Below are 25,826 nucleotides of genomic sequence, written 5' to 3'. Positions count from 1 at the left end.
GCCCGCCTAAACTGACCCCTTGCAAGGACGAGACGACCCCGGTGTGAACAGGAGGCCCAGTGACGCCAGTCGGCGGTGGTTTCGAGGATCCGCCCGCCGAGGTGCTGTCCCAGGCGGCCGCCGCCTTCGGGCTGTTGGCCTCGCCCGCGCGGCTGCACATCGTGTGGGCGCTCGCGCAGGGCGAGAGCGATGTCACCGGGCTCGCCGAGCGGGTCGGCGGCGCGCTGCCCGCCGTGAGCCAGCACCTGACGAAGCTCAAGCTCGCCGGACTCGTCGGCTCCCGCCGTGAGGGCCGCCGCCAGGTGTACTTCGTCGACGACGCGGACGTCGTGACCGTGGTGCGCCTCCTGGTCGGCCGGCTGACCGACCGTGCGGTCCCGGCCGACGTCCCGGCCCCCCGGCTCCGTGGCCTCTGAGACCGCCGCGGAACCGGCACCCCCGCCCGGCCCGGACCCCGGCGCCGGCGGCCCCACGTCCCTGCAGGAGCTGCGCCGCCTGGAGAGCAGTCTGCGCGGGCTCACCGAGGCGGAGGCGGAGGCCCGGCTCGGTGAGGCCGGGGAGAACGTGCTCCCCGAGGCCCGTACGGCCTCCTGGGCCCGGCGCTTCGTCCGCGGGCTGCGCGACCCGTTCACAAGTGTGCTGCTCTGCCTCGGCCTGGTCTCGGCGACCGTCACCGCCTGGGGCACCGCCTGTGTGATCCTCTCCCTCGTCGTGGTCAGCTGCGTCCTGCGCGCCACCGGCGAGCACCGGGCCGACCGCTCCATGGCCGCGCTGCGCGACCTGGTCGCCACCACCGCGACCGTGGTGCGCCGACCGGAGGCGGACCGTCCGCCACGCGAGCGCGAGATACCGGCCGCCGAACTGGTGCCGGGCGACGTGATCCGGCTCGGGCCCGGCGACCTCGTACCCGCCGACGTACGGCTGCTGCGCGCCGGCGGCCTGACCGTGCACCAGGGGGCGCTCACCGGCGAGTCGGCGCCGGTCGCCAAGAGCGCGCCCGACGTCCCCGCCGCCTTCGGCGGCGGACCCTTCGCCCAGCCCCACCTCTGCTTCCAGGGCAGCAGCGTGGCCTCCGGCAGCGGCACCGCGCTCGTCCTCCACACGGGCGCCCGGACCCGGTTCGCGCGGGCCCACGGCACGCCCGCCGCGCGCGGGCCGAGCGCCTTCGACCGGTCCGTGCACGGCATCTCCTGGGTGCTGATCCGGTTCATGCTGCTCACCCCGCCGCTGGTCCTCATGGCGGGCGCGGCGCTGCGCGGCCGGGGCCTGCAGACGCTGCCCTTCGCCGTCGCGGTCGCCGTCGGCCTCACCCCCGAGATGCTGCCGGTCATCGTCACCACCTGCCTGGCCCGCGGCGCCTCCCTGCTCGCCCGCAGCCAGGGAGTGATCGTCAAACGCCTGCCGGCACTGCACGACCTCGGCGCCGTCGACGTGCTGTGCCTGGACAAGACCGGCACCCTCACCCAGGACCGGCCGGTCGTCGAACGCGCCCTGGACGGCGACGGCAAGGACGCGCCCGAGGTGCTGCGCTGGGCGGCCGTCAGCGCCTGGTGGACCCTCCAGCTCGCCGACCTGCCCGCCCCGGACGCCCTGGACGAGGCGATCCTGGACGCGGCCGACGGTGCCTGGGAGGACTGCGAGGGCCTGGCCGCGCTGCCGTTCGACCCGGTCCGCCGGCGCGCCACCGCCGTGGTCCGCGGCGGTCTCGGCAGGCACGTCCTCGTCGTCAAGGGCGCCGCCGAGGACGTACTGGAGCGCTGCGCGCTGGAGCCCGCCGAGCGTGAGCGCCTGCTGGCACGGGCCGCGCGCGAGGCCGGCGACGGCCTGAGGGTGCTCGCGGTCGCCACCGCCGACCGTCCCGCCCGCACCCGCCCCTACACCCCCGCCGACGAACGCGGCCTGACCTTCCGCGGCTTCGTCACCTTCCGCGACGCCCTCGCCCCGACCGCCGCCCGCGCCCTGCGGGACCTCGCCGCCCGCGGCGTCACCGTGCGGATCCTCACCGGCGATCACCCCGGCACCGCGGTCCGCGTCTGCCGTGACCTCGGCCTCGACCCCGGCCGGGTGCGGGTCGCGGGTGCCCCGGACGACGCCGCCGCGACCGTCGTCGCCCGCTGCACCCCCGAGGACAAGGCCCGGATCGTCACCGACCTGCGCGCGGCCGGGCACACCGTCGGCTTCCTCGGCGACGGCGTCAACGACGTGCCCGCGCTGCACGCCGCCGACGTGGGCGTCGCCCCGCGCGACGCCGTCGACGTGGCCCGCGAGAGCGCGGACGTCGTCCTCGCCTACAAGGACCTCACCGCGATCGACCACGCCGTCGCCGCCGGCCGTCACGCCAGCGGCAACATCGCCTCGTATCTGCGCGTCACGCTCTCCTCGAACCTCGGCAACGTCGTCGCGATGCTCGCCGCGGGCCTGCTGCTGCCCTTCCTGCCGATGCTCCCGGCCCAGGTCCTCGCCCAGAACCTGTGCTTCGACGCGGCTCAGCTCGCCTTCGCCTACGACCGCCCCGCGGCTTTGGCCCTCGCCCGGCCCACGGTGCTGCGACCGCGTGACTTCCTGCGCTTCATCACCGGCTTCGGACTGCTCAACGCGGTCGCCGACCTCGCCACCTTCGCCGTCCTGGCGCTCGCGCTGCACGGGCCGGACGCGCTCGACGACGACGCGGTGTTCCACTCGGCGTGGTTCACGGAGAACCTGCTCACCCAGGCGCTGGTGATGCTGCTGCTGAGGTCCGGCCGGCGCCTCGCGGAGGGACGCGCGCCGGGCCCGCTCGGACGGGCCGCGGGCGTTCTGGCCGCCGTGGGGCTCCTGCTTCCGCTGTCCCCGCTGGGCTCGCTGCTCGGCCTGACCGCGCTGCCGGTGGCGTACTACCTGCTGCTCGCCGCCGTCCTCGCCCTGTACGCGCTCGCCTTGTGGGCGGTCAAAGCGCGCTACGAACGACGGTCCGGCGCGCAGCGCTGACCGGCCGGCCGGGTTCCGTCAGTTTCCGCTCGATTCGTCTTCGGCTCGGTTTCGCCGCCGACCGCGGGTTGTACAGTTGCGCAACGTAGCAACCAACATGGCACGGGCGAGCGGCGAGTGGCGTCCTCGGCCGACGCGAGGAAGGGCGGGCGCGTCATGCTCCGTAACGGACTGGAACCCTGGCACCTGCTGATCGTGGCGATCGTCGTCATCGTGCTGTTCGGGTCGAAGAAGCTCCCGGACACCGCCCGGGCGCTGGGCAAGTCGATGCGCATCCTCAAGAGCGAGGCCAAGGCGATGAAGGACGAGAACGCCTCCGCGCCCGCCGCCTCCGCGCCCACTCCGGTGGAGCCGACGGCCGTCCGGACCGCCGCGGAGACGGCCACGGAGCGGCCGCCGGCCGCCGCCGGCTGAGGCCGCGCGCCGTCAGGGGCTGGCGCTGTCGTAGCCGTAGGCCAGCGGCTCGCTGTTCACGCCCAGCTGGCGCCGGTAGACGTACAGCGCCTCCACGCGTACGCCGTCCGCCGGGGACTCCACCCGGCACGGGTACGTCACCTGCAGCACCGAGGGCCGGCCCGCGACCTGCATGCGCAGGCCGTCGGCCGGCCCTCCGGCGAGCACCGCCGTCTCCCACTTCGTCGCGACATGAAGATCCATGTCTGAACTTTAGAGTTGCGCAACCGCTGAAGTGTTGTGAGGTGCGCCACTGGCCCGGCGCCGGGCGCTTCGGCGGCTCGCCTGCGGTCAGCTGTTGGCGTTGAGGACGGGGTAGTAGCCGTTCGCGTGCCCGGTGGCGGTGGGGTGGTACGACTCCCAGCTCGGCGAGGCCACCAGGGAGTGCAGCCAGCCGTCGCCGGAGCACAGCTCATGGCCCTTGAAGGTGGTGCGCACATCGCCGAAGACGAAGCCGTGGGCGGCGGCCCGGCCGGCGATGACGCTGTCCAGGACGTCCGCGGCCTCGTCGATCTTGCGGTGCTTGGTGTCGCTGAGGCCGACGCAGAAGACGTCGAGGGTGTACATGTGCGGGTAACCCAGCACGACCACCTTGGCGTTGGGCGCCTTGGCGCGGATCGCGTCGTAGGTGGCGTCCAGGCGGGCGGGCAGCGTGTTCCGGGCGTAGCTCTCGGCCTGGTCGACGCGGTTGACGCAGTCGGAGTCCGAGCCGGTCACACAGGTGGTCATGACGTCCGAGAAGCCCGCGTCATTGCCGCCCACGGTGAGCGAGACGAGCCCGGTGCCGGAGTTCAGCGGGCCTAACTGACTGCCGGTCACATCCGTGGTGGCCGCGCCCGAGCAGGAGGTGTCGGCGAACGAGGACGGCGCGTGGGCGTTCTTCCACAGGTACGGGTAGGCGCTGAAGCTGCGGTGGCAGTCGGCGCTCGAACTGTCGTAGTTCCCCGCGCCGTTGCCCGCCGAGTACGAGTCTCCCAGCGCGACGTATGCGGGTCCGGCGGCGTGTGCCGGACCGGTGAGTACCAGGCTGAACATGATCGCGAGGCTCAGCGTGGCAAGGGCTGACAGCGACTTGATGCGTCTCACGAAACCTCCCAGAGCGGGAAAGCCGGCACTCATGTGGTACAGCGGGCAACCACTCATGGGAAGTGTTCATGTCAACAATTCTCCCGGTATAGGTCAGCCGGTCGTCCTCATCCACGGATTCCCGCTCGACGGCCACTCCTGGGAGCGGCAGAGTGCCGTGCTGCTCGACGCCGGCTACCGCGTGATCACCTACGACCGCCGTGGCTTCGGGGAGTCCAGCCAGCCGACGACCGGTTACGACTACGACACCTTCGCGGCCGGCCTGAACACCGTGCTGGAGACCCTCGACGTGCGGGACGCCGTCCTCGTCGGGTTCTCGATGGGCACCGGTGAGGTCGCCCGGTACGTGTCCACCTACGGTTCCGCCCGGGTCGCCAAGGTCGCCTTCCTGGCGTCGCTGGAGCCCTGCCTGCTCAAGACGGACGACAACCCGGACGGGGTCGCCCCGAAGGAGTTCTTCGACGGCGTCGTCGCGGCCGTCAAGGCGGACCGCTACGCGTACTACACGGACTTCTACAAGGACTTCTACAACCTCGACGAGAACCTCGGCACCAGAATCAGCGAGGAGGCCGTCCGCAACAGCTGGAACGTCGCCGCGGGCGGCGGTTTCTTCGCCGCGGCCGCCGCGCCCTCGACCTGGTACACCGGCTTCCGGCCGACATCCCGGCCATCGATGTGCCGGCCCTGATCCTGCACGGTACGGGCGACCGCATCCTGCCCGTAGAGGGGACCGCGCGGCCGTTCCACAAGGCGCTCCCCTCCACCGACTACGTCGAGATCGAGGGCGCTCCGCACGGCCTGCTGTGGACCCACGCCGAGGAGGTCAACCAGGCCCTCCTCGCCTTCCTGGCGAAGTGACCCGACGGGAGCCGGGCCGCCGTGACGAAGGCGGACTTCCGCTCCGTGGTGCTCCCGCTGAGTACCAACGCGCTGATCACCGCGGCGCTCTTCACCTTCCTCTTCGCCTGGAGCGACTTCCTCTTCGCCCTCACGCTGACCACCACGGAGACCGTGCGGCCGATCACACTCGGTATCTACGAGCACATCGGCGCGCACACGAACCAGTGGAACGCCGTCATGGCCACCGCGGTCCTGGCATCCCCCCCGGCGGCCGTGCTGCTCGTCATCGCCCAGCGCCACGTCGCCGCGGGCGCCACGAGCGGGGCCGTCAAGTGAGGGACGGTCCCGTCTCCGTCCGGTCCGTCGGAGCAGTGCGCTCCGGCCCATGGCCGGACAGGGCTCTTCGGGACAGGGCTCTGCGAGTACCGCCTACCCTTGTTCCATGACCAGCAGCAGCGACCGGAGCCCCGCAGTGGACGTTCACGCACCCAAGAGCTATGAGATCCGCACCTACGGGTGCCAGATGAACGTCCACGATTCCGAGCGATTGGCCGGGCTGCTCGAAGGGGCCGGGTACGTGCGCGCGCCCGAGGGGGCGGACGGCGACGCGGACGTGGTCGTCTTCAACACCTGCGCGGTGAGGGAGAACGCCGACAACCGGCTCTACGGCAACCTCGGCCGCCTCGCGCCGAGGAAGGCCGTCCGGCCCGGCATGCAGATCGCCGTCGGCGGCTGCCTGGCGCAGAAGGACCGCGACACCATCGTGAAGAAGGCGCCCTGGGTGGACGTCGTCTTCGGTACGCACAACATCGGCAAGCTGCCCGTCCTGCTGGAGCGCGCCCGCGTGCAGCAGGAGGCGCAGGTCGAGATCGCCGAGTCGCTGGAGGCGTTCCCGTCGACACTGCCGACACGGCGCGAGAGCGCGTACGCGGCCTGGGTGTCGATCTCCGTGGGCTGCAACAACACCTGCACCTTCTGCATCGTCCCGGCGCTGCGCGGCAAGGAGAAGGACCGCCGGCCCGGCGACATCCTCGCCGAGGTCGAGGCCCTGGTCGCCGAGGGCGTCTCCGAGATCACGCTGCTCGGGCAGAACGTGAACGCCTACGGCTCCGACATCGGCGACCGCGAGGCCTTCAGCAAGCTGCTGCGTGCCTGCGGGACCATCGACGGCCTGGAGCGCGTCCGCTTCACCTCCCCGCACCCGCGCGACTTCACCGACGACGTCATCGCGGCCATGGCCGAGACGCCGAACGTGATGCCGCAGCTGCACATGCCGCTGCAGTCCGGCTCGGACGCCGTGCTCAAGGCGATGCGCCGGTCCTACCGCCAGGAGCGCTACCTGGGGATCATCGAGAAGGTGCGCGCCGCCATCCCGCACGCCGCGATCACCACCGACATCATCGTCGGCTTCCCCGGGGAGACCGAGGAGGACTTCGAGCAGACGCTGCACGTGGTGCGCGAGGCGCGGTTCGCGCAGGCGTTCACCTTCCAGTACTCCAAGCGGCCCGGCACCCCGGCCGCCGAGATGGAGAACCAGATCCCCAAGGAGGTCGTCCAGGCGCGCTACGAGCGGCTCGTCGCCCTCCAGGAGGAGATCTCCTGGGAGGAGAACAAGAAGCAGGTCGGCCGCACCCTGGAGCTGATGGTCGCCGAGGGCGAGGGGCGCAAGGACGGAGCCACCCACCGGCTGTCCGGCCGCGCCCCCGACAACCGCCTGGTCCACTTCACCAAGCCGGAGCAGGAGGTGCGCCCCGGTGACGTGGTGACCGTCGAGGTGACCTACGCCGCCCCGCACCACCTCCTCGCCGAGGGGCCCGTCCTCGAGGTGCGCCGCACGCGCGCGGGCGACGCGTGGGCCAAGCGGAACGCGGCGGAGGCCGCCAAGCCGGCCGGCGTGATGCTGGGTCTGCCGAAGGTCGGCGTGCCCGCGCCGCTGCCGGTGGCCACCGCCGGCGCCTGCGGCTGCGACTGACGCCACCGTCACCGCCGTACGCGGCGTCCGGCCCGGTTAGGCTGCGGATCATGCTTGTCGCCGCCGCCGTCTGCCCCTGTCCGCCCCTGCTCGTGCCCGAGGTCGCCGCGGGTGCGGCGCCCGAACTGGACGGCGCCCGGGCCGCCTGCAAGGACGCGCTGGGCGTGCTCGCCGCCGCCCGCCCCGACCGGCTGGTGGTCGTCGGGCCCACCGGGGAGGGCGAGGCGGGCACCTACGCGGAGGGCGCGCGGGGGTCGTTCCGGGGCTTCGGTGTGGACGTCGACGTACGGCTGGGTGCGGGCGGCACGGCTCAGGAGCGTGAGCTTCCGCCGTCGCTCGCGGTCGCCGCGTGGCTGCTGGAGCGCACGCGCTGGGCCGCCGCGCCCGTGGAGGGCCTGGGAGTGCCGGAACACCTGGCCCCCGACCGGTGCGCAGAGATCGGGGCCGGGCTGGCCGCCCAGGCCCGGCGGACGGCCCTGCTGATCATGGGCGACGCCAGCGCGTGCCGCTCGGTGAAGGCGCCGGGCTACCTGGACGACCGCGCGGCCGACTTCGACGCCGAGGTCGCGCGGGCGCTGGGTGCGGCGGACGTGACGGCCCTGAGATCCCTTGATCCGGCCCTGGCCCACGCATTGCAGGCCCGCGGCCGGGCCCCCTGGCAGATCCTCGCGGGCGCGGCGGAAGGCGTACGCCTGTCCGGCAGCCTGCTGTACGACGAGGCGCCGTACGGCGTGGGGTACATGGTGGCCGCCTGGTCGTAGCGGTCCCGTGAGCGCGGCCGCCGGGCTCGGGGAGCTCCCGCCGTGGTACCCCGACACGGCGGACGGCCGGGAGGCCGTGGCCCCGCGGCCGTCCGCCGATGGGTAACGCGCTGTCCGGAGCGTGGTCAGGACGCTGTCCGGAGCGTGATCAGGAGGCCGAAGGCGGCTGCGGTGTCTCCGGGGGCGCCGCTTCGCCGGTCGACGGGCCGGTGTCCCCGTGGGCGAGGCGCTCCACCGCGTGCTTCGCCTTGTCCGTGCCCGTGTGGATCTTGTCGCTGTACTTGCCCTTGGTCCGTTCGTCGATCATCTTCGCGGCCTTGTCGAGGCCGCGGTCGACCTTGTCCTCGTGCTGCTGCGCGAGGTCCGAGACCTTGGCTTTCAGGTTGTCCACGAGGCCCATGGTCCACCTTCCCTGGCTCAAGCGGTTACGTACGGGCGCCCTCGTCGGCCTCGCTGTCGGCGGCCTTCTCGGCGGACTGCTGCTTCGGGATCGCGCCCCCGTCGTCGGCGGCGGCCTCCGCGCTCATCTGCCGTGCGCCCTCCGGCTTCCCGTCGGGCTCGGCCGCGCCCGCGTCCGCGTCCTTCACCTCGTCCGTGGCCCCCGCATCGGCGCCCTCCACCGCCTGTGCGGCCTCCGCCTCGGCCGACCGGCTCCCCTCGGTCGTCCTCGACCTCCGGAGAAGCCGTACAAAAACGCCCATATCCACTCCATACGTTACTCGTGCGGGCGAAATACCGCGTAGCCCGGTGCGTCCCATTGCGTCGCCCCGCGTCACCTGTTCTCGAACCGGTGGCCGGAACCACGCAACAGGCAACGACCCCCCACTCGGGGCGTCACGTAACTCGTTCGAGGCGGGGTCCGGAGGTTTGCGAGACTGTTGCGGTGAGTAGTGCAGCCCCCGCGCCGCGGGTCATCGCCGTCGTCGGACCGACCGCGGCCGGAAAGTCCGATCTGGGAGTATTCCTGGCCCAGCAGCTCGGCGGGGAGGTCGTCAACGCCGACTCCATGCAGCTCTACCGGGGGATGGACATCGGCACCGCCAAGCTGACGCCCGAGGAGCGCGGCGGTGTTCCGCACCATCTGCTGGACATCTGGGACGTGACGGTGACGGCGTCCGTCGCCGAGTACCAGCGCCTCGCCCGCGCCCGTATCGACGCGCTGCTCGCCGAGGGCCGCTGGCCCGTCCTGGTGGGCGGCTCAGGGCTGTACGTGCGCGGCGCGGTCGACAACCTGGAGTTCCCCGGCACCGACCCCGAGGTGCGCGCCCGGCTCGAGGAGGAGCTCGCCCTGCGCGGCTCCGGAGCGCTGCACGCGCGCCTGGCCGCCGCCGACCCGGAGGCCGCCCAGGCGATCCTGCCGAGCAACGGCCGCCGGATCGTCCGGGCCCTGGAGGTTATCGAGATCACCGGCCGGCCCTTCACCGCCAACCTTCCGGGTCACGACTCGGTCTACGACACCGTCCAGATCGGCGTCGACGTCAGCCGGCCCGAGCTGGACGAGCGGATCGCGCGCCGGGTCGACCGGATGTGGGAGGCGGGCCTCGTGGACGAGGTACGGGCGCTGGAGGCGCGGGGCCTGCGCGAGGGGCGTACGGCATCGCGCGCGCTCGGATATCAGCAGGTGCTCGCGGCGCTCGCGGGGGAGTGCACCCTGGAAGAGGCGCGCGCCGAGACGGTACGCGCCACCAAGCGCTTCGCGCGCCGTCAGGACTCCTGGTTCCGCCGTGACCCGCGCGTGCACTGGCTCAGCGGTGCCGCGGACGACCTCGGGGAACTTCCGCACCTCGCGCTGGCGTTCATCGAACGACCGGTTACAGCCTGATCACGTGATGGCATCGGGACGCTCCGGCCGCCATCCGGGCCTCATGCGGCGTGCCATCATCGAGCTTCGATCGACCAAGTGAGTCCGAGTTGGGAGGGCGCGTGGCGATGGAGGCCGGCCCTCGCGACACCGCACAAGGCGCGCAGCACGGGACCGCGCAGGACGAGGACCCAAGGCTCAGTTCCGACGGTCCCGACGAGCAGCTCCCGGGCGGTGTGACCGCCGACGGGCCGGACGTGGACGAACTGTCCACCGGGCTCGAGGTCGAGGTCGAGCTGCGCCCGCAGCGCCGGCTGCGGATCTGGCAGCTCGCCCCGATCGTGGGGCTGGCCGCGGTCGGCTCTCTGATGTTCGCCTTCCCGCTGGCGTTCGAGTTCGGTGACGGCGGCGCCGTGGTGGCCATGCTCGGCCTGCTGATCTGCTCGTGCGCGGCAGGCTGGGGCATGATGGCCGCGCGGCGCGTCGGTTACACGTGGCCCGGCCTGCCGCAGCGCGGCTCCGGGCGGCGCCCGGACTGGCGTGTCGTCCTCGGGTATGCCGTCGTGGTCGTCGTGGTCGTCGCGCTGGCCGTGTGGCGCGTGGCCCGGCTGCGCTGACCACCCTCGCCGGGCGCGGCTGACGCCGCTGTCGTACCGGCCTCGCCGTACGCCGCTGTCGTACTCACCCCGTACGATCGAGGAATGAGCACGCGGATCGCCTTCCTCAAGGGGCACGGCACGGAGAACGACTTCGTGATCATCCCGGACCCCGAGAACGTCATCGACCTGCCCCCGGCCACCGTCGCCGCCCTGTGCGACCGCCGCGCGGGCATCGGCGGCGACGGTCTGCTGCACGTCGTGCGCTCCGCCGCGCACCCCGAGGCCAAGGAGATGGCCGGGGAGGCGGAGTGGTTCATGGACTACCGCAACAGCGACGGTTCGGTCGCGGAGATGTGCGGCAACGGCGTACGGGTGTTCGCACGCTACCTCCAGCGCGCCGGTCACGTGACCGAGGGCGATCTCGCGATCGCCACGCGCGGGGGTGTCAAGACAGTCCACCTCGCGAAGGACGGCGATGTCACCGTCGGCATGGGCCGGGCCGTCCTGCCCGCAGGGGACGTCACGGTCAGTGTCGGCGAGCGCAGCTGGCCCGCGCGCAACGTGAACATGGGCAACCCGCACGCGGTCGCCTTCGTCGACGACCTCGCGCACGCGGGGAACCTGTACACCCCGCCCCCGTTCAGCCCGGACTCCGCGTACCCGGACGGGGTGAACGTCGAGTTCGTGGTCGACCGCGCTCCCCGCCACGTCGCGATGCGCGTCCACGAGCGCGGCTCCGGGGAGACCCGCTCGTGCGGCACGGGCGCGTGCGCGGTGGCCGTCGCCACGGCCCGCCGCGACGGCGCCGACCCGGCCGTGACGGGCACCCCCGTGACGTACACCGTGGACGTCCCGGGCGGCACCCTGGTGATCACCGAGCGCCCGGACGGCGAGATCGAGATGACCGGCCCGGCGGTGATCGTCGCCGAGGGCGAGATCGACGCCGAGTGGCTCCGGACCGCGGCCCGCTGACGCGCGGCTCGACGACGTCCTCGCGCGGACCGGGAGTCCCCGGGCTAACGGGCCGGAGGAGTCTCCTGCCGGCTCCTGCGGCTGCCCGAACTCAAGCTCCCACCTTGGCCTTTGGGGGGCGAACGGACGGCGCGCCGAAGCACGGCGTGGCATGAGGGCGGTGACGCGGCGCACCGCGCGGTGGCCGAAAATGGGCGCTCGGCCTTGTCGCCGTCCGGCTCCGGATCACAGCCCCAGCCGCTTCCGGCGCTCCGATCCCCAGCTCCGGGCCGGTGGAAACGCCCGAATCGACGGCCGGAGGGGATTCCCCTGGCGGAAACGCGTAAACCTTCAAGACATCGCTCGAATGGGTGATCCGTTTCACGCTCGGCGAGAGCCGGTCGGGCAGGCGTGGTGGGCTCGATAGCATCAAGCACCGGCCGGGACGGGGGACCGTCGCGAGCCCCTGCGCCGCGAACGCCAGCAGGCACTCCGTCCGCCGGTCGACGCAGCCGGAGGTGCCCAATGAGTGCGGAGGCCACGAACCCTGCCGACCCCGCCCCTGCAACGGCCGGGGGCCACCGAAGGAAGAGCCGTGCCCGGCTCGACCTGCGCCGGCTGGGCCGGGCCGCACTGCTCGGCCCCGCCACCCGCGACCGGTTGCCCGACGCGATCGGCCACGTCGTCGAGGCCCACCGCGCCCACCACCCCGACGCGGACCTCGAACCGCTGCGTCGCGCCTACCTGTTGGCCGAGTCCTCGCACCGGGGACAGATGCGCAAGAGCGGCGAGCCGTACATCACGCACCCTCTCGCCGTGACGCTGATCCTCGCCGAACTGGGCGCCGAGACCACGACCTTGACCGCCTCCCTGCTCCACGACACCGTCGAGGACACCGATGTGACACTCGAGCAGGTGCGCGAGGAGTTCGGCGAGGAGGTGCGCTACCTCGTCGACGGTGTCACCAAACTGGAGAAGGTCGACTACGGAGCGGCCGCCGAGCCCGAGACCTTCCGCAAGATGCTCGTCGCCGCCGGCAACGACGTCCGCGTGATGTCGATCAAACTCGCCGACCGGCTGCACAACATGCGCACGCTCGGCGTGATGCGGCGGGAGAAGCAGGAACGCATCGCCAGGGTCACCCGGGACGTGCTCATCCCGCTCGCCGAGCGCCTCGGCGTCCAGGCGCTCAAGACCGAACTCGAGGACCTCGTCTTCGCGGTCCTGCACCCGGAGGAGTACGAGCACACCAGGGAACTCATCGCGGAGAACGCGGCGCACGGCGACGATCCGCTCGCCGAGACGGCCGACCAGGTGCGCACGGTGCTGCGCGAGGCCGGGATCCCGGCCGAAGTCCTCATCCGGCCACGGCACTTCGTCTCCGTCCACCGCGTCTCCCGCAAGCGGGGCCGGCTGCGCGGTGCGGACTTCGGGCGCCTGCTGGTGCTCGTGAACGAGGACGCCGACTGCTACGCGGTCCTCGGCGAGCTGCACACCTGCATGACCCCGGTGGTGTCGGAGTTCAAGGACTTCATCGCCGTACCCAAGTTCAACCTGTACCAGTCGCTGCACACCGCGGTCACGCGGGAGGACGGCGAGGTCGCGGAAGTCCTCATCCGCACCCATCAGATGCACAAGGTCGCCGAGGCCGGAGTGATCGCGCTCGGCAATCCCTATGCCCCCGCCTCCGACGATCCGGCCGACGGCGAGCGCGCCGACCCCACCCGGCCCGGCTGGCTCTCGCGGCTGCTTCAGTGGCAGCAGGCGGCGCCGGACACCGACACCTTCTGGTCATCGCTGCGCGAGGACCTCGCCCAGGACCGGGAGATCACCGTGTTCCGCCCCGACGGGGGCGCGCTGGGGCTTCCGGAGGGCGCCAGTTGCGTGGACGCGGCGTACGCGCAGTACGGGGAGGACGCGCACGCCTGTATCGGCGCCCGGGTCAACGGCCGGCTGGCCACGCTGAGCACGGTCCTGAAGGACGGCGACACCGTGCAGCTCCTCATGGGCCAGGACCCGGCCTCGGAGCCGTCCCGGGAGTGGCTGGAGCACGCCCACACGCCGGCCGCGCGGATCGCGATCCAGCGATGGCTGGCGGCCCATCCGGTGTCCGCCGAGACCGTCGGTGGCGCGTCGGCGCCGGGCGCCCGGGGCCCGCTGGACGTCGCCGGCGCGCACACCACCGGCCCAGGGACCGCCGCACGCCCGCCGGCTCTGCCCGCGCGCCCCACCACGGACATGCCCGGCGCACGCGACGCCAACGCCGTCGTGGACCTGCCCGGCGCTTCCGTGCGGCTCGCGGGCTGCTGTACGCCGGTGCCGCCGGACGAGGTCACCGGCTTCGCCGTGCGCGGGGGCGTGGTGACCGTGCACCGCGTCGAGTGCGCCGGAGTGGAGCGCATGAAGAACGACGGGCGCGAGGAGGTCGGCGTGCGCTGGGGGGACACCACCGAGTGCCGGGTCACGCTCGTCGCGGAGTCCTTCGGCCGCCCGCACCTGCTGGCGGACCTGACCGAGGCCATCGCCCTGGAAGGCGTGGCCATCGTCTCGGCCACGGTCGAGCCCCCGAGCCAGCAGCGGGTACGCCACACGTACACACTCCAGCTCCCGGACGCCTCCCATCTGCCGTCCCTGATGAGAGCGATGCGGAACGTGCCGGGGGTGTACGACGTGAGCAGGGCCCAGCACCCGGCGACGACCGTGCACTGACGCCGGCAGCCGTGCGCTGACGCTGCGCAGGGGCTGCCCGTCCGGGCTGTCGTCGGTCCCCGTACGCCTCCGCCCGACGTCCCCGTTCGGCCGCCGCCGGGCCCGGCAGGCGGCCCCCGCCCGATCAGCCGTCCCCCCGGCTGAACCCGTTCGGGTGGGACCGGTGCGCGTCGGACACGTCCGGGCAGTGCGCGCTGATAGCGGTGGTCCATGCCGCTCAGCCTTCGTTCCGCCACGCCACGTGTCCACCGTGCCCAGGCGGCCCTGCTCGCCTGTGCCGTCTCCGGCTGTCTGATCGCCGCGAGCGCCCCTTCGCCCGCCGTCCCCCTCGGCGTCGGCGACCGGCTCTACCCCACGCTCGGCAACCCCGGATACGACGTCCGGTCGTACGACCTCTCCTTCACCTACACCGGCGACAACAGCAAGCCGCTCGCCGCCGTCACCACCGTCAACGCCCGCACCACCCAGCGGCTGGAGCGCGTCAACCTCGACTTCGCGCCCGGCACGGTCGAGTCCGTCGACGTCAACGGCCTGCCCGCGGACTTCACCGGCGCGGGGGAGGACCTGGTCATCACGCCGGGCGTCCCGCTCCCCAAGGGCAGCCTGCTGCGCATCACCGTGCGGCACACCAGCGACCCCGTCTCCGGCAAGGACCGGCAGGGCGGCTGGGTGCGCACCGACGACGGGCTCGCCCTGGCCAACCAGGCCGACGCCGCCCACCTGGTCTTTCCGTGCAACGACCACCCGTCCGACAAGGCGATGTTCACGATCGACGTGACCACGCCGGACGACTACACGGCCGTGGCGAACGGTGTCCCGGTGAGCACGCGGCGAAGCGGAAGAACCACCACCTGGACCTACCGGACCCAGCACCCCATGGCCACGGAACTCGCCCAGGTGTCCATCGGCCGCACCGCCGTCCTGCACCGCACGGGACCCCACGGCCTTCCCGTCCGCGACGTGGTCCCGGCCAAGGACCAGGCGAAGCTCGAGCCCTGGCTGGAGAAGACACCCGACCAGATCGCCTGGCTGGAGAGGAAGGTCGGCCCGTACCCGTTCGAGACCTACGGGGTCTTGATCGCTCAGGCCAGGACCGGCTTCGAGCTCGAGACGCAGACGCTCTCACTCTTCGAGAAACGCATGTTCACCGAGCCGGCCTTCCCCAAGTGGTACATCGAGTCGATCATGGTGCACGAGCTGTCCCATCAGTGGTTCGGCGACAGCGTCACTCCCCGGACCTGGTCCGACGTGTGGCTCAACGAGGGACACGCCACCTGGTACGAGGCCCTGTACGCGGACGAGACGGCGCACCAGTCCCTCGAGGCGCGGATGAAGGCGGCGTACGCCCTCTCGGACGGCTGGCGCGCCTCCGGCGGCCCGCCCGCCGCGCCCAAGGCCCCGAAGCCCGGCCAGAAGATCAGCATCTTCCGGCCGAGCGTCTACGACGGAGCGGCCCTGGTGCTGTACGCCCTGCGCCAGGAGATCGGCGCCGACGCGTTCCAGCGCCTGGAGCGGACCTGGGTGGCCCTGCACCACGACTCCACGGCGACCACGGCCGACTTCGAACGCCTCGCGTCCGACATGGCCGGACGCGACCTCGGCGCCTTCTTCAGCGGCTGGCTCCACGGCGAGAAGACCCCGCCGATGCCCGGCCACCCGGACTGGAAGAGCGAGCCCGCCGAGAGCGCCAAAGGCACTGAACAAGTCGGATGACGGGACGGGCCGTGCCGTGGGACCATCATCAGGTCGGCGGCGCGGCCCCCTCGGGGCGGGTGACCGGGAATCTTCCGGGGCACTCGAGCGTTGTGACCGGTGACGACGTCTGTGACAGGCCCCGCACGGCCGCCACTCCGTCACCGCAACCGGATTCCCATCGACGTAAGGACCCAATGACCTCCTCTTCTTCCCCTTCCCAGGACACCAAGCGCCTCGCGCACGCCTACGCCGAAGGTCTTCGGGCCGATGCCCTGATGGAAGAGGACGTCGCCTGGAGCCACGAGATCGACGGACAGCGGGACGGCGACCAGTTCGACCGCTCCGACCGCGCGGCCCTGCGCCGTGTCGTCGGCCTGTCCACCGAGCTCGAGGACGTCACCGAGGTCGAGTACCGGCAGCTGCGCCTGGAGCGCGTCGTGCTCGTCGGGGTGTGGACGTCGGGGACCGTGCAGGACGCGGAGAACTCCCTCGCCGAGCTGGCCGCCCTCGCGGAGACCGCGGGTGCGCTCGTGCTCGACGGTGTGATCCAGCGCCGTGACACGCCCGACGCGGCCACCTACATCGGCTCCGGCAAGGCGAACGAGCTGCGCGACATCGTCCTCGAGACGGGCGCCGACACCGTCGTCTGCGACGGTGAGCTGAGCCCGGGCCAGCTGATCCACCTCGAGGACGTCGTCAAGGTCAAGGTCATCGACCGTACGGCCCTGATCCTGGACATCTTCGCCCAGCACGCCAAGTCCCGCGAGGGCAAGGCGCAGGTCGCGCTCGCCCAGATGCAGTACATGCTGCCGAGGCTGCGCGGCTGGGGTCAGTCGCTGTCCCGGCAGATGGGCGGCGGCAGCGGCGGCCTCGCGACCCGCGGCCCCGGTGAGACCAAGATCGAGACGGACCGGCGGCGGATCCGCGAGAAGATGGCGAAGATGCGCCGGGAGATCGCGGAGATGAAGACCGGCCGCGAGATCAAGCGCCAGGAGCGCAGGCGCCACAAGGTGCCCTCGGTCGCCATCGCGGGCTACACCAACGCCGGCAAGTCCTCCCTGCTCAACCGCCTCACCGGCGCGGGCGTCCTGGTCGAGAACGCGCTGTTCGCGACCCTCGACCCGACCGTGCGCCGGGCCCAGACCCCGAGCGGGCGGCTGTACACACTGGCGGACACCGTCGGCTTCGTACGGCACCTGCCGCACCACCTGGTCGAGGCGTTCCGCTCCACGATGGAGGAGGTCGGCGACTCCGACCTGATCCTGCACGTGGTCGACGGTTCGCACCCGAACCCGGAGGAGCAGCTGGCCGCCGTGCGCGAGGTGATCACGGACGTCGGCGCCACCGGCGTACCCGAGATCGTCGTGATCAACAAGGCGGACGCGGCGGACCCGCTGGTGCTCCAGCGGCTGCTGCGGATCGAGAAGCGCGCCATCGCGGTCTCGGCCCGCACCGGCCGGGGCATCAAGGAACTGCTCGCGCTCATCGACGACGAGCTGCCGAGGCCGTCGGTCGAGATCGAGGCCCTGGTGCCCTACACGCACGGCCGGCTGGTCGCCCGCGCCCACTCCGAGGGCGAGGTGATCTCCGAGGAGCACACCCCGGAGGGCACCGTGCTCAAGGCCCGGGTGCACGAGGAACTGGCGGCGGAACTGGCGCCGTACGTGCCGGCTCCCGCGCTCTGACCCGCGGCGCGAAGGTTCGAAGCCCGCTCCCTGCGACAGGGAGCGGGCTTCGCTTTCTTCACGGGTGTCCGGGGACGAAAGAGGGCGAGGCGGGGCGCGTCACCGGTCCGCGAACTTCCTGCTGACCCCCTCGTAGACGCCCTTGGCCACCGCGCCCAGTCGCGGCCCGGCCAGCCAGCCGGACGTCACCGGCCCGATCGAGGTGTTGGAGACCAGGGCGGGCTTGCCGTCCGCGCCCGTCTCCACCCAGCCGCCGCCGGACGCACCGCCCGTCATGGTGCAGCCGATGCGGTACATCGTCGGGTCCGTCCGCCCGAGTGACAGCCGGCCCGGCTTGTCCTGGCACCGGTACAGCTTCTGGCCGTCGTACGGAGGCGCGGCCGGATAACCGGTCGCGGTGATGCTGTCGACCTTCGGAACGGCCGGCGCGTCGAAGTTCACGGGGAGCGCCGAACCGACGGTCTCCTCCAGGGACTTGCCGCCATTGCCCTGCTCCGGCGTCACATGGATGACGGCGAAGTCGTACGACGCGCCCTGGCCGCCCGTCTCACCGCCCTGCTCGATCCACTGCTCGGAGGTCCGCGCCCAGTCACCCCACCAGACACCGTACGGGGCGAGCTCCTGCCGCGTCGCGTTCCTCAACTCGGCCGCCGTCAGGCCGGAGTTGTTGTACGCCGGCACGAACGCGATGTTGCGGTACCAGCCGCCGTTCCTGCCCGCGTGCACGCAGTGGCCCGCCGTCCACACGAGGTTGGACTTCCCGGGGTGCGCCGGGTCCTCCACCACGGTTGCCGAACACACCATCGTGCCCTTGGGGGAGTCGAAGAACACCTTCCCCGCCGTGGGCGCGTTGTCGTGGTACGCGGCCGGCACCGCCTGCGCCTTCACCGGTGCCGGGGTCGGGTCCGTGACGCCCTGGTCACCCGAGAGGTCGTTGGAGTCGACCTTCTTGGCAGGGTCATCGGCCTTGCGCATCCGGTCCGGGTTCCACAGACCCTTGATGATCGGGTTGATGAAATCGTCGGCCTCGCGCAGCCAGTCGTCCTTGTTCCAGTTCTTCCAGGCGCCGTTCTTCCACTTGTCGATGTCGATCCCGTGCTGCTTGAGCTTCTGCTTGATGTCGTCCGGGATCTTGATCTTGCCGTCGCCCGCGGAGGACGCGGACGCGCTTGCCCCCGCGTGCGCGTCGCCGCCACCGCCCGAGTCGCACGCGGTCGCGGTCAGCGCCAACGCCACCGCGAGGCCGACCGCCGCCGGCACCGGAGAGGTTCTGCGGCGCGCACCGCCTTTCGGGCGGACGGCGAAGAGCGATCGTATCGGTCGCATGGTGGAACTCCCCCTGGAAGGAACGGTGCCGGGCAGTGGCGTACCGCCGAGGACGGCGGTAGGCAACGGATGATCATCCGCTTCCGCTGAACGGCATCACACACTATGCGTTCGCTGTGGGGGAGTTCCCACGGTACGGCAACGGTTCGGCTACAAGCCGCCTGATCCGGCCGAGCGTCCGGAGCCCAAAGATCTTCCGCCCGCCCGCTTCCCCGTGCGGCTCGGGTCGTTGGTAGCTGCGGGGGCCTGCCGTCCCGGCCCGGGCCCTCGACCATCGCCTCTGAACAGCGGGAGGAACTGACGCCGTGACCGTGACGGAGACTGCGGTGGTGCCGGTGGAGGGCGCGTCGGAAGGGCGCGCGGGAGCCGAGAAGGGGCGCGAGGGAGCCTCAGGAAGCGAGCGTGCGCGCGGGGGGCACGAAGGCATTCTGCGGCGGCAGTCGGCGCGCGAGTCCGCGGCGCGCACCTACGCGCGCGCCCTGCCGATCGTTCCCGTGCGGGCGCGCGGGCTCACCATCGAGGGCGCCGACGGACGCCGCTACCTGGACTGTCTCTCCGGCGCGGGCACGCTGGCCCTCGGCCACAACCACCCGGTGGTCCTGGAGGCGATCCGGAAGGTCCTCGACTCGGGTGCGCCGCTGCACGTCCTGGATCTGGCCACGCCCGTGAAGGACGCCTTCACCACGGAGCTGTTCCGCACCCTGCCGCCCGCCTTCGCCGATCGTGCCCGCGTGCAGTTCTGCGGACCGGCCGGGACGGACGCCGTCGAGGCGGCACTGAAACTGGTGCGCACGGCCACCGGGCGAAGCGGCATCCTGGCCTTCACCGGCGCCTACCACGGCATGACCGCGGGGGCGCTCGAGGCGTCCGGGGGCGCGGGCGACGTCCGCGTCACACGTCTGCCGTTCCCCCAGGACTACCGCTGCCCGTTCGGGGTCGGCGGCGAGCGCGGCGCCGAACTGTCCGCCCGCTGGACGGAGTCCCTCCTCGACGACACCAAGTCGGGGGTGCCGCTGCCCGCCGGGATGATCCTCGAACCGGTCCAGGGCGAGGGCGGGGTGCACCCGGCACCGGACGCCTGGCTGCGCCGTATGCGGCGGATCACCGAGGCCCGGGCCATCCCGCTGATCGCGGACGAGGTGCAGACGGGCGTGGGCCGCACCGGACGCTTCTGGGCAGTCGAACACAGCGGGGTGGTGCCCGATGTGATGGTCCTGTCCAAGGCGATCGGCGGCAGCCTTCCGCTCGCCGTCGTCGTCTACCGCGACGACCTCGACGTGTGGAAACCCGGCGCCCACGCCGGCACGTTCCGCGGCAACCAGCTCGCCATGGCCGCCGGCACCGCGACCCTCGCGTACGTCCGCGAGAACCGCCTCGCCGAGCGCGCGGCCACACTCGGCGCCCGCATGCTGGACCGACTCCGCTGCCTCGCCGCCGAGTTCCCGTGCGTCGGGGACGTACGCGGCCGGGGGCTGATGATCGGCATCGAGCTGGTGAACCCCGAGTCCGCATCCGACCCGGCGCCCCCGGACACCTCGGCCTCCCTGCCCGGGGCCGGAGCACGCCCCGCCGCGCCCGCGCTGGCGGCCGCCGTGCAGCGGGAGTGCCTGCGGCGCGGTCTGATCGTGGAGCTGGGCGGGCGGCACGCGAGCGTGATCCGCCTGCTGCCGCCGCTGACGATCACCGACGAGCAGACGGACGCGGTCCTGGACCGGCTTGCCGACGCGGTGGCCGCGGTGGCCGCAGAGCCGGTGGTCCATCCCTGAGCCCGCCCGCCCCGCCCTTCGCCGGCACGGGCACGAGGACCGGCCGACGGCCCTGCACGACCTCCGTCGACCCCGGAACGACCTTCACCGGTCCCGGGGTCACCGCACCCGCACCCGCTGCCGCACCGCCCGGCCCGTCGCCGGACGAGCCGGAACGACTCACGAGGTACGCCTTGAACGCCACCCCCGCCCACGACGGCCCCGCCCACGACGGCCACGCCCACGACGGCCACGCCCACGACGGCCCCGCCCACGGCGTGGACCGCCCCGCCTCCGACGGTCACTGCCCCGCCCCCACGCACTGCCCCGCCCCCACGCCACGCGCCGGCCACGCGCAGGTCACCGTGCCCCCGAGGTCCGGCAGGCTGCCGTCGCAGCAGGCGACATCACCGGAGGCCGAAGAGCCGCACGGCAGCGCCGCGGACCCTCTGGACCACCCCGACCCGCACACGGCCGCCCAGGCCGCGACCGTGGAGAACCTGCTCCGCTGCTGGGTCCGCGAGAACGACCTCGCCGCTCCCGCCGACGGCACCCTGCGCATCCCGCTCCGTGCCGGCGGCACGGCCCTCCTCGTCCCGGTCCACCACTGGTCCCCCACCGGCTGGCACCGCTTCGGCCCGCCCCGCCTGGCCGGCGCCCCGGAACAGGCCCCGCCCGTGGACGCGGTGACGGTGGCGGCACTGCTGGCACGGGAGACGACGGGCGCCGGGGCCGCACCGGCCCCCGCCCCGGCCTCCGCCCCCGCCGGAGCAGCACCGGCCCCGACGCCGGGCGCCGTGCCGAACCACGTCACCGACCTGCTGGCCCGCGTCGCCGACTCCGCACGCCGTACCGCCACCTTCCTCAGCGACCGCCGAGAGCGCCCCGCGGACGGAGCGGACCTCTTCCTCTCCGCCGAGCAGGCCCTGCTGCTCGGACATCCGATGCACCCCACGGCCAAGAGCCGCGAGGGCCTCTCGGACACGGAGGCCCGGCTCTACTCGCCCGAGCTGCGCGGCTCCTTCCCGCTGCACTGGTTCGCGGTCGCGCCCTCGGTGTGCGCGGCCGACTCGGCATGGACGGAAGGCGGCCGGCCCCTGCCCGCCGACCGGCTCACCGAACGGCTCGCCGGCCCGGATCTCCCGCTGCCTCAGGGCTTCACCGCACTGCCGCTGCACCCCTGGCAGGCGCGCGAGATCCGGCACCGCCCCGAGGCGGCCGCCCTGCTGGACGCCGGACTCCTCCGGGACCTCGGCCCCCACGGCACGCCCTGGCACCCCACCTCCTCCGTCCGCACCGTCCACCGCTCGGGCGCTCCCGCGATGCTCAAGCTGTCGCTGGGCCTGCGCATCACCAACTCCCGGCGGGAGAACCTCCGCAAGGAACTCCACCGGGGCGTCGAGGTGCACCGCCTGCTGCGCGGCGGCCTCGGCAAGCAGTGGCGCGCGGCGCACCCCGGTTTCGACATCGTCCGCGACCCGGCCTGGGTCGCCGTCGACGATCACGACGGCAACCCCGTGGCCGGACTCGACGTGGTGATCCGCCACAACCCCTTCGCCCCGGCGGACGACGCCTCCTGCGTCGCCGGGCTCGTCTCGCCCCGGCCCCGCCCGCACCCCGACGGACGGCCCGCCATGCGCTCCCGGCTCGCCGAGATCGTCACCCGTCTCGCCGGGCGCACCGGCCGCTCGCGGGGGGCCGTCGCCATCGAGTGGTTCCTGCGCTACCTCCACCACGTGGTCCGCCCGGTGCTCTGGCTGGACAGCGAGGCCGGCATCGCCCTGGAGGCACACCAGCAGAACACGGTGCTCCTGCTGGACGCCGAGGGCTGGCCCGCCGGCGGCCGCTACCGCGACAACCAGGGCTACTACTTCCGCGCGTCCCGCCGCGCCGAACTCGACGCACGGCTGCCCGGCATCGGCGAACACAGCGACACGTTCGTCTCCGACGAGGTCACCGACGAACGCTTCGCCTACTACCTCGGCATCAACAACGTGCTCGGTCTCATCGGGGCCTTCGGCTCCCAACGCCTCGCCGACGAGCCGCTGTTGCTCGCCGCCTTCCGCCGCTTCCTCGCCGACGCCGCCATCGGTCCGGACCGGCTGCGCACGTCCCTGCCGGCCCGCCTGCTCGACTCACCCGTCCTCAGGTGCAAGGCCAATCTGCTGACCCGGCTGCACGGCCTCGACGAACTCGTCGGCCCGGTCGACACCCAGTCCGTCTACGTCACCATCACCAACCCCCTCCATCCCTGACCCGGCCGTAACCCACCGCCCCGATCCCCGAGGAACATGACCCGTCCCGTCTTATGAGAGGAGCGTCGCCGTGCCTCCCACCGACGCGAGCACCGACACCGGCACCGCCTCCGTGGAGCCCCTCACCGCCCCGGACCCCGGAGCCGGCGCTCCATCCGGCACCGGCCCGGACTCCGGCTCCGACTGCGAGGAAACCCTCGATCTACGGCTGCCCGGGGAGTTCCTGGCGCTCCGCGTCCGGGAGGAGCCGGGCACGCCGGACCTTCCGCCGGACGACGACCTCCTCGACCGTGTCGCCGACTGGGGCGCCACGACCACCCCCGTGGGCGTCTTCCACCTCGTGCCGGTCCACCTCGGCCGCGATCTCCCGCTGATCGTGCGCTGGATGAACGACCCCGCCGTGGCGGTCTTCTGGGAACTCGCCGGAGACGCCTCGGTGACCGAGCGGCACCTGCGCGCCCAACTGGCCGGTGACGGACGCAGTGTCCCCTGCCTCGGCGTGCTGGACGGCACCCCCATGAGCTACTGGGAGATCTACCGCGCTGACCTCGACCCCCTGGCCCGCAACTACCCCGCGCGTCCCCATGACACCGGAATCCACCTCCTCATCGGCGGTGTCGCCGACCGCGGGCGCGGCCTCGGCTCCGCACTGCTCCGCTGCGTCGCCGACCTCGTCCTCGACCGGCGTCCCTCCTGCGCTCGCGTCGTCGCCGAACCCGACCTGCGCAACACGCCCTCCGTCGCCGCGTTCCTGAGCGCCGGCTTCCGTCTCTCCGCCGAGATCGACCTGCCCGACAAGCGGGCCGCCCTGATGGTCCGGGACCGGGCCCTGCGCCATCTGCTCTAGGTCCTCCACCATCGTCATCACTGTGCGTAACGATGTACGTCCCGCATCACACCACCCCGGCGCCCCCGCACCACACATGAGCCTTCCATGCGCCGAGGGATGCAGCGCCCGTTTGTCAGTGCCGCACCGTAGGGTGGTCGCGCTATGACAAAGCCCTCACTCCCCGAACTCCTCCACGCAGCCGTCGCAGCCGTCGGCGGCACGGAGCGCCCCGGCCAGGTGGCCATGGCCCAGGCCGTCGCGGAGGCGATCGACGACGGCTCCCATCTGCTGGTCCAGGCCGGCACCGGCACCGGAAAGTCGCTGGGCTATCTGGTGCCGGCGCTCGCGCACGGGGAGCGCGTGGTCGTGGCGACCGCCACCCTGGCGCTGCAGCGGCAGCTCGTCGAGCGGGATCTGCCGCGCACGGTGGAGGCGCTGCACCCGCTGCTGCGCCGCCGCCCGGAGTTCGCCATGCTCAAGGGCCGGTCGAACTACCTGTGCCTGCACCGCCTGCACGAGGGAGTGCCGCAGGACGAGGAGGACGGCCTCTTCGACCAGTTCGAGGCCGCGGCGCCCACCAGCAAACTGGGCCAGGACCTGCTGCGGCTGCGCGACTGGTCCGAGGAGACGGAGAGCGGCGACCGCGACGACCTCACCCCCGGCGTCTCCGACCGCGCCTGGGCCCAGGTGTCGGTGTCGTCCCGGGAGTGCCTGGGCGCCTCGAAGTGCGCGTACGGCGCCGAGTGCTTCGCCGAGACGGCCCGTGAGCGGGCCAAGCTCGCCGAGGTCGTCGTCACCAATCACGCGCTGCTCGCGATCGACGCCATCGAGGGTGCCCCGGTCCTCCCGCAGCACGAGGTGCTGATCGTCGACGAGGCCCACGAGCTGGTCTCCCGGGTGACGGGCGTCGCCACCGGAGAGCTCACCCCCGGCCAGGTCAACGGTGCGGTGCGCCGCGCGGCGAAACTCGTCAACGAAAAGGCCGCCGACCAGCTCCAGACCGCGGCCGAGGGCTTCGAGCGGCTGATGGAGCTGGCCCTGCCCGGCCGTCTGGAGGAGATCCCGGAGGACCTTGCGTACGCACTGATGGCGCTGCGCGACGCCTGCCGCACGGTGATCTCCGCGATCGGCGCGACCCGTGACAAGTCCGTCCAGGACGAGGACGCGGTGCGCAAGCAGGCGCTCGCCTCCGTGGAGAGCGTGCACGACGTGGCGGAGCGGATCACCAACGGCTCCGAGTGGGACGTCGTCTGGTACGAGCGCCATGACCGCTTCGGTGCCTCCCTGCGCGTGGCCCCCATGTCGGTGTCGGGGCTGCTGCGGGAGAAGCTGTTCGCGGACCGCTCGGTCGTCCTCACCTCCGCCACCCTGAAGCTGGGCGGCGACTTCAACGGCGTCGGGGCGTCCCTGGGCCTGGCCCCCGAGGGCACGGAGGGCGACGAGGCGCCGAAGTGGAAGGGCGTGGACGTCGGCTCCCCGTTCGACTATCCGAAGCAGGGCATCCTGTATGTCGCGAAGCACTTGTCACGCCCCGCGCGGGACGGCGAGCGCGCGGACATGCTGGACGAGCTGACGGAGCTGATCCAGGCGGCCGGCGGCCGCACCCTGGGCCTGTTCTCGTCGATGCGGGCCGCCCAGCTCGCCGCGGAGGAGCTGCGCACCCGTATCCCCGAGTTCCCGATCGTTCTCCAGGGCGAGGAGACCCTCGGGGAGCTGATCAAGAACTTCGCGGCGGACCCGAGGACGTGCCTCTTCGGCACGCTGTCGCTCTGGCAGGGCGTCGACGTCCCCGGGCCCAGCTGCCAGCTGGTCGTCATGGACAAGATCCCCTTCCCGCGCCCCGACGACCCGCTGATGAGCGCCCGCCAGAAGGCCGTCGAGGAGGCCGGGGGCAATGGCTTCATGGCCGTCGCGGCCACGCACGCCGCGCTGCTGATGGCGCAGGGCGCCGGCCGGCTCGTACGGGCGTCCGGAGACAGAGGTGTGGTCGCCGTCCTGGACCAGCGGCTCGCCACGGCCCGCTACGGCGGCTATCTGAAGGCGTCGCTGCCGGACTTCTGGTACACGACGGACGGCAACCAGGTCCGGAAGTCCCTGGCGGCGATCGACGCGGCGGCGAAGGCCCAGGGAGCGTAGCTTCCCCGCCCGCATG

General features: G+C 72.6%; 20 protein-coding genes and 2 pseudogenes. 17 read left to right on the top strand and 5 right to left on the bottom strand.

What is annotated here, in order from left to right; translation table 11 throughout:
- Positions 1-59 precede the first annotated feature (59 nt).
- The 3 genes from ACIRC0_RS07590 (at position 60) to tatA (ending at position 3,381) form a co-directional block, all read left to right on the top strand.
- Positions 60-416, top strand: coding sequence for an ArsR/SmtB family transcription factor (locus tag ACIRC0_RS07590; protein ID WP_403612523.1), 357 nt, complete (start codon positions 60-62; stop codon positions 414-416).
- Positions 406-2,967 (top strand): magnesium-translocating P-type ATPase, encoded by a 2,562-nt coding sequence (mgtA, locus tag ACIRC0_RS07585; protein WP_403612521.1) that lies wholly within the window; start codon positions 406-408, stop codon positions 2,965-2,967. The genes ACIRC0_RS07590 and mgtA overlap by 11 nt, the downstream gene beginning before the upstream one ends.
- 156 nt (positions 2,968-3,123) lie before the next feature.
- Positions 3,124-3,381: a Sec-independent protein translocase subunit TatA gene (gene tatA, locus ACIRC0_RS07580; protein WP_403612518.1), complete on the top strand. Its 258-nt coding sequence runs from the start codon at positions 3,124-3,126 to the stop codon at positions 3,379-3,381.
- Between the two features lie 12 nt (positions 3,382-3,393).
- On the opposite strand, the gene ACIRC0_RS07575 is transcribed toward tatA, so the two are convergent.
- Both ACIRC0_RS07575 and ACIRC0_RS07570 read right to left on the bottom strand, forming a co-directional pair.
- Positions 3,394-3,624: a hypothetical protein gene (locus tag ACIRC0_RS07575; protein WP_200418558.1), complete on the bottom strand. Its 231-nt coding sequence runs from the start codon at positions 3,622-3,624 to the stop codon at positions 3,394-3,396.
- 87 nt (positions 3,625-3,711) lie between these two features.
- Positions 3,712-4,506: an SGNH/GDSL hydrolase family protein gene (locus ACIRC0_RS07570; RefSeq protein WP_403612515.1), complete on the bottom strand. Its 795-nt coding sequence runs from the start codon at positions 4,504-4,506 to the stop codon at positions 3,712-3,714.
- Between the two features lie 85 nt (positions 4,507-4,591).
- Here ACIRC0_RS07570 and ACIRC0_RS07565 point away from each other — a divergent pair.
- From ACIRC0_RS07565 to ACIRC0_RS07550, 4 genes and pseudogenes are all read left to right on the top strand, one after another.
- Positions 4,592-5,364 (top strand): annotated as a pseudogene (locus tag ACIRC0_RS07565) (alpha/beta fold hydrolase); the annotation flags it as partial.
- 36 nt (positions 5,365-5,400) lie between these two features.
- Positions 5,401-5,682: pseudogene (locus ACIRC0_RS07560) on the top strand (carbohydrate ABC transporter permease); the annotation flags it as partial.
- Positions 5,683-5,788: 106 nt separating this feature from the next.
- On the top strand, positions 5,789-7,318 hold the full coding sequence (miaB, locus tag ACIRC0_RS07555) for a tRNA (N6-isopentenyl adenosine(37)-C2)-methylthiotransferase MiaB (RefSeq protein ID WP_403612511.1): 1,530 nt from the start codon (positions 5,789-5,791) through the stop codon (positions 7,316-7,318).
- 50 nt (positions 7,319-7,368) lie between these two features.
- Positions 7,369-8,079, top strand: coding sequence for a class III extradiol dioxygenase subunit B-like domain-containing protein (locus ACIRC0_RS07550; RefSeq protein WP_403612508.1), 711 nt, complete (start codon positions 7,369-7,371; stop codon positions 8,077-8,079).
- Between the two features lie 148 nt (positions 8,080-8,227).
- On the opposite strand, the gene ACIRC0_RS07545 is transcribed toward ACIRC0_RS07550, so the two are convergent.
- Positions 8,228-8,479: an antitoxin gene (locus ACIRC0_RS07545; RefSeq protein ID WP_403612506.1), complete on the bottom strand. Its 252-nt coding sequence runs from the start codon at positions 8,477-8,479 to the stop codon at positions 8,228-8,230.
- Between the two features lie 25 nt (positions 8,480-8,504).
- A complete protein-coding gene (locus ACIRC0_RS07540) occupies positions 8,505-8,780 on the bottom strand; it encodes a hypothetical protein (protein ID WP_403612503.1) in 276 nt (91 codons plus the stop codon).
- 182 nt (positions 8,781-8,962) lie between these two features.
- On the opposite strand from ACIRC0_RS07540, the gene miaA reads away from it, so the two are divergent.
- The 6 genes from miaA (at position 8,963) to hflX (ending at position 17,519) form a co-directional block, all read left to right on the top strand.
- A complete protein-coding gene (gene miaA / locus ACIRC0_RS07535; RefSeq protein WP_403612500.1) occupies positions 8,963-9,901 on the top strand; it encodes a tRNA (adenosine(37)-N6)-dimethylallyltransferase MiaA in 939 nt (312 codons plus the stop codon).
- 107 nt (positions 9,902-10,008) lie between these two features.
- Entirely contained in the window at positions 10,009-10,497 is a 489-nt protein-coding gene (locus ACIRC0_RS07530) for a hypothetical protein (RefSeq protein WP_403612784.1), read from the top strand.
- Positions 10,498-10,581: 84 nt separating this feature from the next.
- Positions 10,582-11,451 (top strand): diaminopimelate epimerase, encoded by an 870-nt coding sequence (gene dapF / locus ACIRC0_RS07525; RefSeq protein WP_403612497.1) that lies wholly within the window; start codon positions 10,582-10,584, stop codon positions 11,449-11,451.
- A 504-nt stretch (positions 11,452-11,955) separates the two neighbouring features.
- A complete protein-coding gene (locus tag ACIRC0_RS07520) occupies positions 11,956-14,139 on the top strand; it encodes a RelA/SpoT family protein (protein ID WP_403612495.1) in 2,184 nt (727 codons plus the stop codon).
- A gap of 210 nt (positions 14,140-14,349) precedes the next feature.
- On the top strand, positions 14,350-15,852 hold the full coding sequence (locus ACIRC0_RS07515) for a M1 family metallopeptidase (protein ID WP_403612492.1): 1,503 nt from the start codon (positions 14,350-14,352) through the stop codon (positions 15,850-15,852).
- A 176-nt stretch (positions 15,853-16,028) separates the two neighbouring features.
- On the top strand, positions 16,029-17,519 hold the full coding sequence (hflX, locus tag ACIRC0_RS07510) for a GTPase HflX (protein WP_403612490.1): 1,491 nt from the start codon (positions 16,029-16,031) through the stop codon (positions 17,517-17,519).
- Positions 17,520-17,618: 99 nt separating this feature from the next.
- Here hflX and ACIRC0_RS07505 read toward each other — a convergent pair whose 3' ends face one another.
- Positions 17,619-18,845, bottom strand: a complete 1,227-nt coding sequence (locus ACIRC0_RS07505; protein WP_403612488.1) for a trypsin-like serine peptidase — start codon at positions 18,843-18,845, stop codon at positions 17,619-17,621.
- Positions 18,846-19,270: 425 nt separating this feature from the next.
- On the opposite strand from ACIRC0_RS07505, the gene ACIRC0_RS07500 reads away from it, so the two are divergent.
- From ACIRC0_RS07500 to ACIRC0_RS07485, 4 genes are all read left to right on the top strand, one after another.
- Positions 19,271-20,611, top strand: a complete 1,341-nt coding sequence (locus tag ACIRC0_RS07500) for a diaminobutyrate--2-oxoglutarate transaminase family protein (protein ID WP_403612782.1) — start codon at positions 19,271-19,273, stop codon at positions 20,609-20,611.
- 257 nt (positions 20,612-20,868) lie between these two features.
- Positions 20,869-22,845, top strand: coding sequence for an IucA/IucC family protein (locus ACIRC0_RS07495; protein WP_403612779.1), 1,977 nt, complete (start codon positions 20,869-20,871; stop codon positions 22,843-22,845).
- Between the two features lie 70 nt (positions 22,846-22,915).
- A complete protein-coding gene (locus ACIRC0_RS07490) occupies positions 22,916-23,692 on the top strand; it encodes a GNAT family N-acetyltransferase (RefSeq protein WP_403612486.1) in 777 nt (258 codons plus the stop codon).
- A gap of 144 nt (positions 23,693-23,836) precedes the next feature.
- Positions 23,837-25,810: an ATP-dependent DNA helicase gene (locus tag ACIRC0_RS07485; RefSeq protein ID WP_403612483.1), complete on the top strand. Its 1,974-nt coding sequence runs from the start codon at positions 23,837-23,839 to the stop codon at positions 25,808-25,810.
- The last annotated feature ends 16 nt before the right edge of the window (positions 25,811-25,826 follow it).

The organism is Streptomyces sp. NPDC093984, assembly GCF_044764595.1.
Taxonomy (GTDB): Bacteria; Actinomycetota; Actinomycetes; order Streptomycetales; family Streptomycetaceae; genus Streptomyces; species Streptomyces cynarae.
Note: the sequence above shows the minus strand (reverse complement) of the source record. Positions and strands in the feature narration are given on the sequence as shown.

Bases quoted from the DNA above. Each gene is read 5' to 3' on its own strand.
- tatA (WP_403612518.1), top strand. From the start codon at position 3,124: ATGCTCCGTAACGGACTGGAACCCTGGCACCTGCTGATCGTGGCGATC.
- ACIRC0_RS07575 (WP_200418558.1), bottom strand. From the start codon at position 3,624: ATGGATCTTCATGTCGCGACGAAGTGGGAGACGGCGGTGCTCGCCGGA.
- miaB (WP_403612511.1), top strand. From the start codon at position 5,789: ATGACCAGCAGCAGCGACCGGAGCCCCGCAGTGGACGTTCACGCACCC.
- ACIRC0_RS07550 (WP_403612508.1), top strand. From the start codon at position 7,369: ATGCTTGTCGCCGCCGCCGTCTGCCCCTGTCCGCCCCTGCTCGTGCCC.
- ACIRC0_RS07545 (WP_403612506.1), bottom strand. From the start codon at position 8,479: ATGGGCCTCGTGGACAACCTGAAAGCCAAGGTCTCGGACCTCGCGCAG.
- ACIRC0_RS07540 (WP_403612503.1), bottom strand. From the start codon at position 8,780: ATGGGCGTTTTTGTACGGCTTCTCCGGAGGTCGAGGACGACCGAGGGG.
- ACIRC0_RS07530 (WP_403612784.1), top strand. From the start codon at position 10,009: ATGGAGGCCGGCCCTCGCGACACCGCACAAGGCGCGCAGCACGGGACC.
- dapF (WP_403612497.1), top strand. From the start codon at position 10,582: ATGAGCACGCGGATCGCCTTCCTCAAGGGGCACGGCACGGAGAACGAC.
- ACIRC0_RS07520 (WP_403612495.1), top strand. From the start codon at position 11,956: ATGAGTGCGGAGGCCACGAACCCTGCCGACCCCGCCCCTGCAACGGCC.
- ACIRC0_RS07515 (WP_403612492.1), top strand. From the start codon at position 14,350: ATGCCGCTCAGCCTTCGTTCCGCCACGCCACGTGTCCACCGTGCCCAG.
- hflX (WP_403612490.1), top strand. From the start codon at position 16,029: ATGACCTCCTCTTCTTCCCCTTCCCAGGACACCAAGCGCCTCGCGCAC.
- ACIRC0_RS07505 (WP_403612488.1), bottom strand. From the start codon at position 18,845: ATGCGACCGATACGATCGCTCTTCGCCGTCCGCCCGAAAGGCGGTGCG.
- ACIRC0_RS07485 (WP_403612483.1), top strand. From the start codon at position 23,837: ATGACAAAGCCCTCACTCCCCGAACTCCTCCACGCAGCCGTCGCAGCC.